This is a genomic window from Streptomyces naganishii JCM 4654, assembly GCF_014650575.1.
GTDB lineage: Bacteria > Actinomycetota > Actinomycetes > Streptomycetales > Streptomycetaceae > Streptomyces > Streptomyces naganishii.
Genome location: NZ_BMVF01000009.1, coordinates 80361 through 95140, shown reverse-complemented (window position 1 = coordinate 95140; position 14780 = coordinate 80361). Strand labels below are relative to the sequence as shown.

Genomic DNA, 14780 nt, shown 5'->3' with positions numbered 1-14780 from the left:
CGCGCGACGCCCGGCGCGCAGCGCGCGGCGTCAGACCTTCAGAGGCCTGACGGCCGTCGGCGCGTGCCCGCCCTCCGTCGCCAGGTCCTCGAACTCCACCACGTTCGCGATGTCGTTGGTGACCGACATGGCGATGTTGGTGACGCGCTCGAGGATCGCCTCGACCACCACCGGCACCCGGAACTCCGCGGCGAGCTTCCTCGCCCGCTCGAACGCGGCGCCCAGTTCCCCCGGCTCCCTCACCCGGATCGCCTTGCACCCCAGCCCCTCGGCGACCTTGACATGGTCGACGCCGTACACCCCCAGCTCGGGCGAGTTGACGTTCTCGAACTCCAGCTTGACCTGGAAGTCGATGTCGAACGCCCGCTGCGCCTGGCGGATCAGCCCCAGGTAGGAGTTGTTGACCAGCACGTGCACGTACGGGATCTTGTGCTGCGCGCCCACGGCCAGTTCCTCCAGCATGAACTGGAAGTCGTAGTCACCGGAGAGCGCCACCACCTCCGCCCCGGGATCGGCCTTGGCCACCCCCAGCGCGGCCGGGACCGTCCAGCCCAGCGGGCCCGCCTGGCCGCAGTTGATCCAGTGCCGCGGCCGGTACACGTGCAGCATCTGCGCACCGGCGATCTGCGAGAGGCCGATCGTGGAGACGTACCGCGTCTCGGGCCCGAAGGCCTTGTTCATCTCCTCGTAGACCCGCTGCGGCTTGATCGGCACGTCGTCGAAGTGCGTATGGCGCTGGAGCCGCGCCCGCTTCTCCTGCGCCGCCGCGGCCCACGCGGAGCGGTCGGGCAGCCGGCCGGCCGCCTTCTGCTCCCGGGCCACCTCGACGAACAGCTCGAGCGCCGCCTTCGCGTCGGAGGCGATGCCGTAGTCGGGCGCGAAGATCCGGCCGATCTGGGTCGGTTCGATGTCGACGTGCACGAAGGTGCGGCCGGCGGTGTAGACGTCGATGCGGCCGGTGTGGCGGTTGGCCCAGCGGTTGCCGATGCCGAGGACGAAGTCGGACTCGAGGAACGTGGCGTTGCCGTAGCGGTGGGAGGTCTGCAGCCCGACCATGCCCGCGTTCAGGTCGTGGTCGTCGGGCAGGACGCCCCAGCCCATCAGCGTCGGCACGACCGGAGTGCCGGTCAACTCGGCGAACTCGGCGAGGAGTTCGGCGGCGTCCGCGTTGATCACCCCGCCGCCCGCGACGATCAGCGGGCGCTCGGACGCGTTCAGCATGCCGAGCGCCTTCTCGATCTGGGCGCGGGTGGCGGCCGGCTTGTAGACCGGCAGCGGCTCGTACGTCTCGGGGTCGAACTCGATCTCGGTCTGCTGCACGTCGATCGGCAGGTCGATCAGCACCGGCCCGGGCCGGCCGGAGCGCATCAGGTGGAACGCCTGCTGGAAGACGCCCGGGACCTGCGCGGCCTCCAGGACGGTGACGGCCATCTTGGTCACCGGCGCGGCGATGGAGGCGATGTCGACGGCCTGGAAGTCCTCCTTGTGGATCACGGCGGTCGGGGCCTGGCCCGTGATGCACAGGATCGGGATCGAGTCGCCGATGGCCGAGTACAGGCCGGTGATCATGTCGGTGCCGGCCGGCCCTGAGGTGCCGACGCAGACGCCGATGTTCCCGGCACGCGCGCGCGTGTAGCCCTCGGCCATGTGCGAGGCGCCCTCGACATGGCGGGCGAGGGTGTGGGTGATGCCGCCGGAGGCCTTGAGCTCCGCGTAGAAGGGGTTGATCGCCGCGCCCGGCACACCGAACGCGTCGGTGACGCCCTCGCGCTTGAGGATCTCAACTGCCGCTCGGGCAGCGGTCATACGAGCCATGGAGTACTCCTGCTTCGGCTGACTTCAGCTGTCTTCGGCTGCCGGATTCGCACGCCCGTCGCGCCCTGCGGGAGCTCTTCCGTAGCTCTCCAGTTGTCGTGCACGGGATCCACGCGGTCACCCATGCTTTCCGCATTACGGAAACCAACTTCTACTATCTGGAAGCAATGTAGAGGGGGGCCTCGGGAGCGTCAAGAGAGGGCAAGAAGGTGCCTGGCGGCGCCCGGCGGCGCCCGGCAGTGTCCGAAGTGCCGAACGGCGGAGGCGGGCGGGAACACCGCGGGAGGCTGCCTCGACCGCGAGCTCGATAAGACGTCCGATGCGATAAGACGTCCGATACGACGTCCCGGAGGGGCCATGGCGGAGACCAGCGGGACGGCCGCCCGGCGATGTACGGGCCGCCGCGCCACGGCGGCGGCGGAAACGCGTGGACCGCGCCCGCCGACGGAGGCGGGCCCCAGCCCCCCGCCCCCCGCTTGACGGCAGCTCGGCCGCGAGCCCCCTACAGCCCGTACTTCTCCCGCAGTTCGACCTTGCGCACCTTGCCCGACACCGTCATCGGGAAGGAGTCGAGTATCCGCAGCCGGCTGGGGATCTTGTAGTGCGCCAGCCGGTCCTCGCAGAAGGCCCGCAGCTCCTCCAGGGTCAGCGGGTCGGCCGGGTCCAGCGGGATGACGCAGGCCAGCACCTCCTCGCCGTACCTCTCGTGCGGGACGCCGACGACCTGGACGTCGCGAATCTTCGGGTGGCCGTAGAGGAACTCCTCGACCTCGCGCGGGTAGACGTTCTCGCCGCCCCGGATGATCATGTCCTTGATGCGGCCGACGATCTCGACGTATCCGTCCTCGCGCATCACCGCGAGGTCGCCGGTGTGCATCCAGCGGCCGGGGTCGACGGCCTCGGCGGTCTTCTCGGGCTCGTTCCAGTAGCCGAGCATCACGCTGTAGCCGCGGGTGCACAACTCGCCCGCCGTGCCGCGCGGCTGGGTCACGCCGGTGGCCGGGTCGACGATCTTCACCTCGATGTGCGGCAGCACACGGCCGACCGTGCCGGTGCGGTGTTCGAGGTCGTCGTCCATGCGGGTCTGGAGGGAGACCGGGGAGGTCTCGGTCATGCCGTAGCCGATGGAGACCTCCTCCATGTGCATCTCGCCGACGACCCGTTTCATCACCTCCACCGGGCAGGGCGAGCCCGCCATGATGCCGGTGCGCAGGGAGGTGAGGTCGTACTCGGCGAAGCCGGGGAGGTTCAGCTCGGCGATGAACATCGTCGGCACGCCGTACAGGGAGGTGCAGCGCTCCTGCTGGACGGCGTCCAGGGTGGCCTTCGGCTCGAAGGAGGGCGCCGGGATGACGATGCAGGCGCCGTGCGAGGTGACGCCCAGGTTGCCCATGACCATGCCGAAGCAGTGGTAGAACGGCACGGGCAGGCACACCCGGTCCTGTTCGGTGTAGCCGACCGTCTGGCCCACCCAGTAGCCGTTGTTGAGGATGTTGTGGTGGGAGAGGGTGGCGCCCTTGGGGAAGCCGGTGGTGCCCGAGGTGTACTGGATGTTGACCGGGTCGTCGCAGCTCAGCTCCGCCTGCGCGGCGGCGAGCCGCTCGGCCGGGACCCGCTCGGCGGCCGCGGTCAGCGCGTCCCAGGTCGGGTCGCCGATGTAGACGGTCTCGCGCAAGTCGGGGCAGCGGCCGCGGACTTCGTCGACCAGGGCGCGGTAGTCGCTGCCCTTGTGCGCCAGGGAGGCGATGAGCACCGAGATGCCGGCCTGCCGGAGCACGTACTCCAACTCGTGGGCGCGGTAGGCCGGGTTGATGTTGACCATGATGGCGCCGATGCGGGCGGTGGCGTACTGGACGAGCACCCACTCGGGGCAGTTGATCGCCCAGATCCCGACCCGGTCGCCCTTGACCACGCCCTTGGCGAGCAGGCCGCGCGCCACCTCGTCGACGGCGGCGCCGAACTCGGCGTAGGTCCAGCGGCGTCCGGAGGGCACGTCGACGAGCGCCTCGCGCTCGGGGAAGGCGGCGACGGCCCGGTCGAGGTTCTCGCCGATGGTGTCGCCGAGCAGGGGGGTGGTGCTGGTTCCGTGGGCGTACGACGGCTGCGTGGTCACCGGAAGTCCTCCTCGCGGTACTCGGCCTGCGAGCCCTCGGCCGTGGCCTCGCGCAGCTCGATCCGGCGGATCTTGCCGGAGACGGTCTTGGGCAGCTCGCCGAACTCCAGCCGGCGGATGCGCTTGTAGGGGGCGAGGACCTTGCGGGAGTGCTCGAAGAGCACCTTCGCGGTGTCGGGTCCGGGCTCGTAGCCGGCGGCGAGGACCACGTACGCCTTCGGCACCGCCAGGCGCAGTTCGTCCGGCGCGGGCACGACGGCCGCCTCGGCCACCGCCTCGTGCTCCAGCAGGGCGCTCTCCAGCTCGAACGGGCTGATCTTGTAGTCGGAGGCCTTGAAGACGTCGTCGCTCCGGCCGATATAGGTCAGATATCCGTCTTCGTCGCGTGATGCGACGTCGCCCGTGCGGTAGTAGCCGCCCGCCATCGCCTCCGCGGTGCGGTCGGCGTCGCCGTGGTAGCCGGTCATCAGGCCGACCGGGCGTGCGGAGAGGTCGAGGGCGATCTCGCCCTCGCTCGCGCCGGGCGCGCCGGAGACCGGGTCGAGGAGTTCCACGCGGTAGCCGGGGCTGGGCCGTCCCATGGAGCCGGTCTTCAGCGGCTGGCCGGGGCTGTTGGAGACCTGCACGGCCGTCTCGGTCTGCCCGAAGCCGTCCCGGATGGTCACCCCCCAGGCCCGCCGGACCTGCTCGATGACCTCGGGGTTCAGCGGCTCGCCCGCGGCCACGGCCTCGCGGGGCGGGGTGCGCAGCTGGGTGAGGTCGGCCTGGATGAGCATGCGCCACACGGTGGGCGGGGCGCAGAAGGTGGTGACGCCCGCGCGGTCCATCTCGGCCATCAGCCGGGCCGCGTCGAAGCGGGTGTAGTTGTGGATGAAGACGGTCGCCTCGGCGTTCCACGGCGCGAACAGGTTGGACCAGGCGTGCTTGGCCCAGCCGGGCGAGGAGATGTTCAGGTGCACGTCGCCGGGTTTCAGGCCGATCCAGTACATGGTGGCCAGGTGCCCGATCGGGTACGAGGCGTGGGTGTGCTCGACCAGCTTGGGGCGGGCGGTGGTGCCCGAGGTGAAGTAGAGCATCAGCGGGTCGTCGGCGAGGGTGGGGCCGTCGGGCAGGAACTCGGCGGGGGCGGTGTAGCCGTCCTCGTAGGGCTCCCAGCCCTCCTCGGGCAGCCCGCCGACCGAGATACGGGTGTAGGCGCCGGGAACGTCGGCGAACTTTGCGGTGTCCTCGGCGCGCACGATCACGTGTTTGACCCGGCCGCGCTCGACGCGGTCGCGCAGGTCGGCCGGGCCGAGCAGCGGGGTGGCCGGGATGACGACCGCGCGCAGCTTCATCGCGGCGAGCGCGGTCTCCCACAGCTCGGCCTGGTTGCCGAGCATGACGAGGACGCGGTCCTCGGCGGCGACGCCGCGGTCGCGCAGCCAGTTGGCGATTCGGTTGGAGCGCTCGGCCATCTCGGCGAAGGAGAGCCGGGTCTCGGTGCCGTCCTCCTCGACGATGTGCAGGGCGGCGCGGTCGTTGCCCTCGGCGACGGCGTCGAACCAGTCCAGCGCCCAGTTGAAGTGCCCGGGGCGGGGCCACTCGAAGCCCTCGTAGGCGGTGGCGTAGTCCTCGCGGTGTTCCAGCAGGAAGTCCCGCGCCCCGCGGAACTCCTCCGTCGCCGTCGTCATCTGTCCTCCTCGGTGCCGGACCATTGCCGGGCGGCTCTGTCACATCGTGTAATCCGTGATGCGGGTCTCACTACCCCCGAACGGGGGTGTGGTGAGCACGGGTCCGTGAAGAAGGAGCGAGCGGGTGACGGCGAACGCGTCCGGGACGGTGGAGATTCGGGCCGCACTGGTGCGGCTGCGGCGCGCGACGGGCCTGCCGGTCGCCTTCGGCGGGCTGGTCGAGCCGGGCCGGCCCCGGGTGCGGATCAGCGAGCTGACCGGCACGTCGACGCTCGCGCTCCGCGCGCTCGCGGTGACCTCGGGCAACGGGCTCGGCGGCAAGGCGGTGGCGCTGGCCAGGCCGTGCGCGGTGACCGACTACTCGCTGTCCCGGCAGATCAGCCACGAGTACGACGTGCCGGTCGCCGCGGAGGGGCTGCGCTCGGTGCTGGCGGTGCCGGTGGTGGTACGGCGCCGGGTGCGCGGGGTGCTGTACGGGGCGCTGCGCACGGCCCAGCCGCTGGGCGACCGCACGCTGAGCGCGGCGGTGGCCGCGGCGCGGGACGTGGAGCAGGCGCTGGTGGTGCGGGAGGCGGCGCGTGACCTCCTGGCGGCGGCCCGGCCGCTGCCGGCCGCCGAGGCGGCGGGACCCGGCGCCGAGTGGTCCGGAGCGGCCTGGGAGGAGGTGCGCGAGGCGCACCGGGAGCTGCGCTCGCTGGCCCCGCGTGTCGCGGACCCGGCACTGCGGGCCGAGGTGCTGGGGGTGTGCCGGCGGCTCGCGGGGGCCGCGCCGGCGGACCTCCTGTGGGAAGCCGGGGAGGCCAGGGAGGCAGGCCGGGGCGTGGCGGGTGAGGCCGGGGCGGACGGGTGCGCGCGGGCGGCCGGGCTGTCGCCCCGGGAGCTGGACGTGCTGGCGTACGTGGCGGCGGGCGCGACCAACGCGGCGGTGGCCGCACGGCTGGGCGTACGGGCGGAGACGGTGAAGGGCTATCTGCGCTCGGCCATGCGCAAGCTCGCCGCCCACACCAGGGGCGAGGCGGTGGTGTCCGCCCGGCGGGCGGGACTGCTGCCGTAGACCTCGACGGCGCCTTCGGACAAGAGCACCCCCGGGATCCCTCCGGGGCCTTTTTGCGGCGACAGGAGACTGAATCGGAGTCGGGGCCGGAGCCGCGGTCGGGGCCGGAGCCTGGAGCCGTGCGCGGGGAGTCCGGGCAGGAGCCCGCGACCGGCGCCGAGCGGCGGCTGCACCTGCACCACTGCCCGTTCCGCGAGGTGGCCCAGCGCCGCCCGGACATCGTCTGCGCCATCCATCTGGGCCTGATGCGGGGCACCGTGGAGACCCTGCGCGCCCCGCTGGCCGCGGAGGGCCTGGAGCCGTTCGTCACCCCGCACCTGTGCGTGGCGACCCTGCGCCGAACCGACGCGGGCTGAACCCGGCAGAGGTCCCGGTCCAGGTCAGGGCGGTGCCGGTCACGTCCGCGCCGCGGTACCTGTCTCCTGCGTGATCCGCTCGATCAGGCCCTGCAGTACGCGCTCGGCCTGCTCCGGGTCGAAGTCCTCGCCCAGCCGCTTGCGCACCCCGTCGTCGCTGAGCAGGTGGTGCACGGCCGGCGTGACGCCGTGCCGGGCCAGGCAGCTGCGGGCGCACTGGAGCACGCAGCCGTCGACGGCGATGACGGGCCGGTCGCCGCGCGCCTTGCGCACCAGGCTCGGCACGTCCCCGCCGACGCCGGCGATGCACGACATCTCGGCGATGCCGCGCCGGTCGAGCTGGACGGCGATCCAGTTCGTCATCTGCGCCGCGCTCGAACAGCCGGAGCAGGAGTACACAAGGGGCAGATCACGGCGACGGGTCACCAAGGCGGGCCTCACTCAACGCAGCGCTCGACGCGGCAGGAACAGGGCGAGCCTAGGACGGGCGGACGGCGCGATCCTGGGCCGACCGGGGTCCGGAAAGGTCCGTTCGGGCCCTGTGAGCTGTTGCTCTTCGGTCACCTTGTTATCTCCCTCACCGCCCTGACCCCCCTCAAGGCAATGGTCCGCTGCCTAAGATTGGCCTGGACGCGACATAAGAGGGGAGCGGCGGTCCGTGGGAGGAGACTTCATGGAGCCGGGCATACCCCGCACCGACGTCCTGATCGGCCGGGAGGAGCTGCTCGCGGGGGCGCGCGCACAACTCTCGCGCGGAGGCAGCCTGGTCGTCCAGGGTCCCGCCGGAATCGGCAAGTCGACCGTGCTGCGCACCCTGGCCGCGGAGCTGTCCGGCACCGTCCGGACCGTGCTGCGCTGCACCGCCACGGAGTCCGAGTCCCACCTGCCCTTCCTCGCCCTGGCCGACCTGTTCGGCCTGGTCCTGGACGAGGTGTCGGCCGGCCTGCCCGCCGCCCAGCGCACCGCCCTGGAGTCGGCGCTCACCGGACGCGGCGAGTCCAGCCTCCAGCGCGACGGCCTCGCCCTGCGCCTGGCGGTGCTGTCCGCGCTGCGCGCGCTCGCCGCCAAGGGCCCGGTCCTGGTCGTCGCCGACGACCTCCAGTGGCTGGATTCGGCCAGCGCCGAACTGCTCGGCTTCGCCGCCCGCCGGCTGGGCGAGACGCCCGTGCAGATGCTGTGCGCGGTGCGCACCGAGGACGAGGACTGGGACCGCCATCTGCGCGCCTGCCCGCCCGACACCCTCGCCGTGCGGATCGGACCGCTCTCGCGCACCCAGGTCTCCGCCCTGCTCGACCACCGCGGCTACACCGGCCTGCCCCGCTCCACCGTCCGCGACATCCACCGCACCAGCGGCGGCAACCCGCTCTTCGCCCTGGAACTCGGCCGCGCCCTGGCCGAGAACCCCACCCCGCCCCGACCGGGCGAGCCGCTGCCGGTACCCACCTCGCTGCGCGCGCTGGTGCTCAGCCGACTGGAGATGCTGTCCGACGAGGCCCGCCGCACCCTGCTCGTGGCCAGCGCCGGCGCCCGCCCCACCCCGGCGCTGCTGCACGCGGCGGGCCGGGAGAACGCCGAGGCCGAGTGCGCCCAGGCCGCCGAACTCGGGCTGCTGGCCACCGAGCCCGAGGGCCCGGCCGTACGGTTCGCGCACCCGCTCATCTCGGCCGCGCTGTACGCGGAGGCGCCCGCGCAGGAACGCCGGGCCGCCCACTCCGCGCTGTCCACGGCGGCCTCCGACCCCATCGAGCGGGCCCGCCACCTGGCGCTGGCCAGCACCGGCACCGACCCGGGGGTGGCCGCCCGGCTGGCCGAGGCGGCCGAGCTGGCCCGGGACCGGGGGGCGCCGTCGGTGGCGGCCTCGCTGTCCCTGCTCGCCGCCCGGCACACCCCCGCCGACGGCGAGCCGGCCCCGGACGACCGGCGCCTGGAGGCCGCCGAGGACGCCATCACGGCCGGCGAGGTGGACCTCGCCCGGGACATCGCCCGCGAGGTGCTGACCCGGGCCACCATGCCCGCCGACCGGGTGCGGGCGTGGATGGTCGTCGTCGAGGCGGCCGGCCAGGCACTCGGGGACGTCGACGCGGTCTTCCCGCAGGCGCTGGCCGACGCCGGGGACGACCCGCGGCTGCTCGCCCTGGTCCACTACCAGCTGGCCTGGCGCGCCATGGTGGTGGAGGGCGACTTCGCCGAGGCCCGCGCGGAGGCCGCGCACGCCGCCGAACTCGCCGCGCGCGGCCGGGACCGGCGCACCGAGCTGATGGCGCTCGCCTTCCAGTCCTCCACCGAGACCCTGATGGGCCATCCGGACGCGCCCGTCACCATCAAGCGCGCGCTGAAGGAGCCTCAGGACCCCTACGTGGCCTGCCACCACAACGGCGTCGGCTCGGCCCGCTTCCGCTGGCTGCTGATGAGCGACCAGTTGACCGAGGCCCGGGCCACCATCACCGGGCTGCTGCGCGAGGTGCGGCGGCGCGGCATGGTCGAGAGCGAGGTGCACTACCTGCGGCTGCTCGCCGAGACCGAACTGCACGCCGGGCACTGCGGCCGCGCCCTGGACCTGGCCCGCGAGAGCCTGCGGCTGGCCCGGGACACCGGCATCGGCGAGGGCGCCTCCGCGATGCTGGCCTGCTTCGCCGAGGCATCCGGCGGCGACACCGGCCGGGCGCTGGCGCTGGCCCGGGAGGCGGTGGAGCACGCCGAGGAGGACGGCGACCAGATGTACCTCTCGCGCGCCCTGGCCGCCCTGGGATACGCCCACTTCGTCGCCGGGGACGCGCCCGCCGCCGTGGAGGCGCTGCGCCGGGTGCGGGAGCTGGAACAGGGGCTCGGCATCACCGACCCGGCGCGCGGCCGCTGGCACGGCGACCTGGCGGAGGCGCTGGTGCTCGTCGGGGAGCCGGCCGAGGCGCAGCAGGTCATCGACGTGGCGCGGGGGCACGCGATGCGGCTCGGCCGGGAGAGCGTGCTGGCCGTCCTGGACCGCTCCGAGGCGCTGGTGCGGGCGGCGCGCGGCGACGAGGAGTCCGCCGCCGTCCGGCTGACGTCGGCACAGGACCGGCTGGCCAGGCTCGGACACGGCCTCGAGGAGGCGCGGGCCGCGTTCGCGCTGGCCCGGCTGCGCACCACCCGGCGTCAGGGCCCGACGTCGTACGACGAGGCGGCCCGGCTGTTCCGGCGCTGCCGCGCACTGCCGTGGCTGCGCCTGGTGGACGCGGCGGCCGTCGCCCGTCCGGCGGAGTCGGGGATCGCGCCCGGGGCGCTGGACGGGCTCGCCACGATGGAGCGTCAGGTGGCCGCGCTGGTCATGGAGGGCGCGACCAACCGGGAGATCGCCGGGCGGCTGTTCGTCAGCGTGAAGACGGTGGAGGCGACGCTCACCCGGGTCTACCGCAAGCTGGGCATCCGTTCGCGTGTGGACATCGTCCGTTTGGCGGCGGGCCGGCGCGCGCGCTGAGCCCGGCGCGGGTTGACTGACCGCGTGGATCCAGTGAGGGCGGCCACCGGGTGGCGCGCCGCCGGACGGCCGGGAAACGCCGGCCGGGACCGCCGGGCCGGACCGAGGGTTTTCCCTGTCCGACTCCCCTAGGGGGTTCCCTCATTGGAGGAGGGTGGGCCCGGTCCTAGCGTATGGGGCGTGCCGCTCGCCCGGGCACACGGGGTTCTGTGCAGAACTCCCATGGACTCCCGTGCTTCCGCCCCCGCCCGCGCGACCCCCCACCGGCCAGCCCTCGAGGAGACGCATTGTTCCGCCTCACCCGAGCCAGACGGGCCGCCGCCGCGCTCGCGGCAGGCGCCGCCACCGCCGCCCTCGCGCTGTTCACCGCTCCCTGCGCGGCCGCCGTGCCGCAGCCCGTCGTCGGCGGCACCACGACGACCACGGCCGCCTACCCGTTCGTCATGCAGATCACCGACGCGTCCGGCAACCAGTTCTGCGGGGGCACTCTGGTCGCGGCCCGGAAGGTCGTCACCGCCGCGCACTGCGTGGTCGACGAGAGCACGGACAGCGTCCGCGTGGTCGGCGGCCGCACCTACCTCAACGGCACCGACGGCACGGTCAGCAAGGTCAGCCGGATCTGGGTGGACCCCGGCTACACGGACGCCACCAGCGGCGACGACGTGGCCGTGCTGACCCTGTCCACCTCCATGCCGTACACGGCGGCGAAGTACGTCTCGGCCTCCGACACGGGCGTCTACACGGCCGGCGCCACCGCCCGCGTCCTCGGCTGGGGCACCACCTCCGAGAGCGGCGGCTCCTCCAACCAGCTGCGGACCGCGACCGTGCCGGTCATGTCCGACTCCAGCTGCCGCGACTCGTACGGCTCCGACTTCGTCGCGAGCGACATGGTTTGCGCCGGATACTCCTCCGGCGGCGTAGACACCTGCCAGGGCGACAGCGGCGGTCCCCTGTTCATCGGGGGCGTCCTGGCAGGGATCACTTCCTGGGGCAACGGCTGTGCGGAAGCGGGTTATCCGGGTGTCTACACCCGGCTGACCACCTTCTCCGGCCTGGTCAGCGCGCAGGTCGGCACCTGAGAGCCCTGCCCCGGTGAAGCCAGGGGGCGTTGCGAGCCACCACGAGCGGCCCGCAGCGCCCCCTCTCCATGCCCGCGCCGCCGTGTCAGCGGGGCACGACCGTCCCGAAGCGGACCTCGTACGGCTCTCCCGGGTGCAGCACGGACATCGTGCGCAGCCCTTCCTCCACCACCTCGTCCCGCTGGGCGGCGGTCAGCTCCCCGAACGGCTCCACGACGACCACGCCGGCGTCCGGCTTCCACACGCCCGCGAGGAACCCGTCGACGAGGAGCGTGCGGAAGGCCTGGTTGCCCCGCCTGCCGCGGCCCCGGAACTCCGGCGGTACCACCCGGCTCCGGTCGGCGTGGGAGAGGAGCAGGTTGTCGTACTCGGGCAGGAAGCGGGGCGGGGCCGGGGTGTCCGGGTCGGGGCGGGGGGCTTCGGGGAGGTCGAACAGCTCGGTGCCGTTCTCGTCGTCGAAGGTGACGAGGCGTGGGCGCAGGCGTTCGAAGGCCTCGCGCAGGCGGGTGAGCCCGGCCCAGGTCTGCATGTCCTTCACGGAGGCGGGACCGAAGGCGGCGAGGTAGCGGAGCACGGTCGCGTCGGCAGTGGGCGCCTCGGGCGCGGGTGCCTCGGGCGCGGGCGCCTCGGGTGCGGGTGCCTCGGGTGCGGCGGGTGAGGAGTCGCCGAGCCAGTGGCCGGCGGTCGTGAGGGCGACCTGGCCGCTTCTGCCCCACAGCCCGCGCGGGGTGACCTGGACCAGCGGCAGCCGGCAGCGCGCGGCCAGGGCGAGGGCCTGCGGATCGGCGTCCGGCCACCGCGCGGTGAGCGCCTCGCGCAACTGCGCCATGGTGCGCGGCTCGGCCTCCACCAGTTCCCGGACGAGAACGACAAGCAGGTCGAGGTCCACGCCCGTCAGCCCCCGGCGGAACTGGCCGAGTTCGCGGTCGCGGGCGGGCTGCACGAGCGGGCGCAGGGTCCGGCAGTCCTCGGCGGTGTGGGTGTGGATGGTCGAGCGCAGGGTGACGATCCGGACCACCTCGCGCTCGGCCATCAGCCGCGAGAGCTCCTCGGGCGCGAAGCCGTCGAGGCGGGCGGCGAGGGCGTAGTACGGCGGCTCGACGTTCTGGGCCTGGAGCCCGAGCAGATGCCCCACGGCGTCCCGGGCGCCCATCGTCGAACGGCGCAGGAGCAGCTGGCGCGCGAGAGTGGCCCGGTTCAGCGCGCGCGGCCCGAGCACGGGAGGAGCGGCGGAGGTGGTCTTCCTCGTCATGCCCGGCACCGTAGCGCCGTATGCGGACAGGTGTTGTCCTCGATCAGCGGTTGGGGTCGGCGTTGCTGATGTCCGCGAGGGCGGAGTGCGGGTCCTCGGTGGCGGCGAGGTCGCCGAGGCTCACCATGCCCACGGGGCAGCCGCCGTGCTCGACGACCGGGAGCCGGCGCACGGCGTACCGGCGCATCAGCTCGACCGCGTGGTCGGTGGTGTCCTCGGGGGCCAGGGTGACCACCGGGGGCCGGGTGCAGACCGAGCCGACGGTCGCCTCGTGCGGGTCGCGGCCCTCGGCCACGGCACGGATCACGATGTCGCGGTCGGTGAGGACGCCGAAGAGGTCGCAGTCGTAGGCCACCAGGACGTCGCCGACGTTCTGCTCGCGCATCACGTACGCCGCCCGCTCCAGTGTGGTCATCGGCTCTACGGCCACCGCGCCGGGTGACATCACGTCGCGCACTCGCCGGGTCATGGGGCACCTCCCGGATCGGATCCTCGGTGGTCAGCGGCTGCCCGCCGCGTAGCCAGAACCGGCGGTCCCAAACGGCGGCGGGCCGGCGGGACCGGCGGGCGGCGGGTCCGCGGGGAGCGCGTACGGTGTGTCCGGCGCGTCCGCGGATGGTGCGTCGGCTGCCCGCCAGCCGGTCCAGCGGTGGACGGTGACGGCGATCACCGGGCCCTCGGGCGGGGTGCGCCGGTACTGGGCGTACTTCTCACGCAGAAGGGCGAGCGCCAGTCCGCACTCCCGGCGCGTCTCGGGGTCGGTGGCATCGGCGTGCAGGATCCGCGCGCCGCCGTCCGCGCGGGCCCACCACAGCCGGTCCCAGTCCTCGTCGTAGACGTCGGCCAGCAGGCACACCGCCGGGGTGACCTCGATGTCGTGCAGGCGGGCCAGGCGTGAGGTGCTCTTCGGCTTGCGGTCGACCGCCGTGACGATCCCGTCGCGACCGTGGGCGGCGAAGACCACCGGGACCAGGCGCGGCAGGCCGGCGTCGTCCACCGTGGCCAGCCGCGCCACCCGGGCGGCCGTGAACCGCCGGCGCGCCTCGCCGGCGTCCATCCTTGGCACGGGCGTGCCCCCTCTTCGCGTCCCCCGCCTTCCGGCACGTCTTCCTCCCATGTCGGGTACCCCTTTCCGGCGACGGACGAGCACGTACGGGCACACAATGGGGCGGCGGGGCGGACGCGCCGGCGACGGGAGGCGACCTATGCCGTGGCTTGCGGCCGGGCTGTGGGACGTGGGCAACGGGCAGGGCGGGCGCCAGCTCGCCGAGCTGGGGCTCGCGCTGCTGCTGTCGAGCCTGATCGGCTGGGAGCGGGCCGCGCAGCAGAAGAGCGCGGGGATGCGCACCCACACCCTGGTCGGCGTCGCGAGCGCGCTGATGATGGAGGTGTCCCAGCACGGGTTCACCAGTGTCCTGGGGCTGGAGAACGTCTCCTTCGACCCCTCGCGGGTGGCCGCGCAGATCGTCTCCGGGATCGGCTTCATCGGCGGCGGGCTGATCTTCGTACGGCGGGACGCCGTGCGCGGGCTGACGACGGCCGCCACCATCTGGCTGACCTGCGCGGTCGGCATGGCCTGCGGGGGCGGCCTGCCGATCCTTGCGCTGGCGGCCACCGCGCTGCACTTCCTGGTCGTGCGCGGCTACCCGCGGCTGCCCGGCCGGCTCTCCCCCGGCCCGATGCCCGCCACCGTCGAGCTGCGGCTGACGTATCTGACCGGCCGGGCGCTGCTGCCCCGGCTGATGGAGACGTGCACCCAGCGGGGCTTTCGCATCGTGCAGGTCAGGGCCGACCGGCTGCCCGGCCGCACGGACTTTGCCGCCCGCGTGCTGCTCCGGCTGGAGGGCACGGCGGACGCCGGTCGGCTGGCCTCCGAGCTGTTCCACGGCGAGGGCGTGCTCGACGTCGATCTGAGCCTGGGGGACGGCGACGACCAGGACGAGTGAAGGGGCGGGCGGTCGGGCGGGCCGGCCGTGATTGGTGTGGA

At 73.6% G+C, this 14780-nt stretch carries 12 protein-coding genes; 5 read left to right on the top strand and 7 right to left on the bottom strand.

All coding sequences use genetic code 11. From position 1 onward, the window contains the following. Positions 1-30: 30 nt before the first annotated feature. From gcl to IE217_RS18155, 3 genes are all read right to left on the bottom strand, one after another. Positions 31-1815 (bottom strand): glyoxylate carboligase, encoded by a 1785-nt coding sequence (gene gcl, locus IE217_RS18165; RefSeq protein WP_190178942.1) that lies wholly within the window; start codon positions 1813-1815, stop codon positions 31-33. 502 nt (positions 1816-2317) lie between these two features. After that, complete coding sequence (locus IE217_RS18160; RefSeq protein ID WP_190178941.1) at positions 2318-3928, bottom strand: AMP-binding protein; 1611 nt, start codon at positions 3926-3928, stop codon at positions 2318-2320. Next, positions 3925-5598, bottom strand: a complete 1674-nt coding sequence (locus IE217_RS18155; protein WP_190178940.1) for an AMP-binding protein — start codon at positions 5596-5598, stop codon at positions 3925-3927. The genes IE217_RS18160 and IE217_RS18155 overlap by 4 nt, the downstream gene beginning before the upstream one ends. A 124-nt stretch (positions 5599-5722) precedes the next feature. On the opposite strand from IE217_RS18155, the gene IE217_RS18150 reads away from it, so the two are divergent. Further along, the gene (locus IE217_RS18150; protein WP_190178939.1) at positions 5723-6652 is read left to right on the top strand and encodes a response regulator transcription factor; all 930 of its coding nucleotides are present in this window, start codon (positions 5723-5725) and stop codon (positions 6650-6652) included. A 119-nt stretch (positions 6653-6771) separates the two neighbouring features. After that, positions 6772-7008, top strand: coding sequence for a hypothetical protein (locus IE217_RS18145; RefSeq protein WP_190178938.1), 237 nt, complete (start codon positions 6772-6774; stop codon positions 7006-7008). 39 nt (positions 7009-7047) lie between these two features. Here the strand turns inward: IE217_RS18145 and IE217_RS18140 are convergent, their stop codons facing one another. Beyond that, the gene (locus IE217_RS18140) at positions 7048-7407 is read right to left on the bottom strand and encodes a putative zinc-binding protein (RefSeq protein WP_308432744.1); all 360 of its coding nucleotides are present in this window, start codon (positions 7405-7407) and stop codon (positions 7048-7050) included. 274 nt (positions 7408-7681) lie between these two features. Here IE217_RS18140 and IE217_RS18135 point away from each other — a divergent pair, with 274 nt between their 5' ends. Next, positions 7682-10462, top strand: coding sequence for a helix-turn-helix transcriptional regulator (locus IE217_RS18135; protein ID WP_190178936.1), 2781 nt, complete (start codon positions 7682-7684; stop codon positions 10460-10462). A gap of 287 nt (positions 10463-10749) precedes the next feature. Continuing rightward, on the top strand, positions 10750-11541 hold the full coding sequence (locus IE217_RS18130; protein ID WP_190178935.1) for a S1 family peptidase: 792 nt from the start codon (positions 10750-10752) through the stop codon (positions 11539-11541). 85 nt (positions 11542-11626) lie between these two features. On the opposite strand, the gene IE217_RS18125 is transcribed toward IE217_RS18130, so the two are convergent. The 3 genes from IE217_RS18125 to IE217_RS18115 are packed head-to-tail and all read right to left on the bottom strand — an operon-like array spanning position 11627 to position 13850. Continuing rightward, positions 11627-12793, bottom strand: coding sequence for a winged helix DNA-binding domain-containing protein (locus tag IE217_RS18125; RefSeq protein ID WP_190178934.1), 1167 nt, complete (start codon positions 12791-12793; stop codon positions 11627-11629). A gap of 43 nt (positions 12794-12836) precedes the next feature. Next, positions 12837-13262, bottom strand: coding sequence for a CBS domain-containing protein (locus IE217_RS18120; protein WP_190178933.1), 426 nt, complete (start codon positions 13260-13262; stop codon positions 12837-12839). Between the two features lie 30 nt (positions 13263-13292). Further along, positions 13293-13850: a TIGR03668 family PPOX class F420-dependent oxidoreductase gene (locus tag IE217_RS18115; RefSeq protein ID WP_308432743.1), complete on the bottom strand. Its 558-nt coding sequence runs from the start codon at positions 13848-13850 to the stop codon at positions 13293-13295. Positions 13851-13998: 148 nt separating this feature from the next. On the opposite strand from IE217_RS18115, the gene IE217_RS18110 reads away from it, so the two are divergent. Continuing rightward, the gene (locus IE217_RS18110; protein WP_190178931.1) at positions 13999-14739 is read left to right on the top strand and encodes an MgtC/SapB family protein; all 741 of its coding nucleotides are present in this window, start codon (positions 13999-14001) and stop codon (positions 14737-14739) included. The last annotated feature ends 41 nt before the right edge of the window (positions 14740-14780 follow it).

Coding starts and splice junctions, on each gene's coding strand:
- gcl (WP_190178942.1), bottom strand. CDS start 1,815: ATGGCTCGTATGACCGCTGCCCGAGCGGCAGTTGAGATCCTCAAGCGC.
- IE217_RS18155 (WP_190178940.1), bottom strand. CDS start 5,598: ATGACGACGGCGACGGAGGAGTTCCGCGGGGCGCGGGACTTCCTGCTG.
- IE217_RS18135 (WP_190178936.1), top strand. CDS start 7,682: ATGGAGCCGGGCATACCCCGCACCGACGTCCTGATCGGCCGGGAGGAG.
- IE217_RS18125 (WP_190178934.1), bottom strand. CDS start 12,793: ATGACGAGGAAGACCACCTCCGCCGCTCCTCCCGTGCTCGGGCCGCGC.
- IE217_RS18120 (WP_190178933.1), bottom strand. CDS start 13,262: ATGACCCGGCGAGTGCGCGACGTGATGTCACCCGGCGCGGTGGCCGTA.
- IE217_RS18115 (WP_308432743.1), bottom strand. CDS start 13,850: ATGGACGCCGGCGAGGCGCGCCGGCGGTTCACGGCCGCCCGGGTGGCG.
- IE217_RS18110 (WP_190178931.1), top strand. CDS start 13,999: ATGCCGTGGCTTGCGGCCGGGCTGTGGGACGTGGGCAACGGGCAGGGC.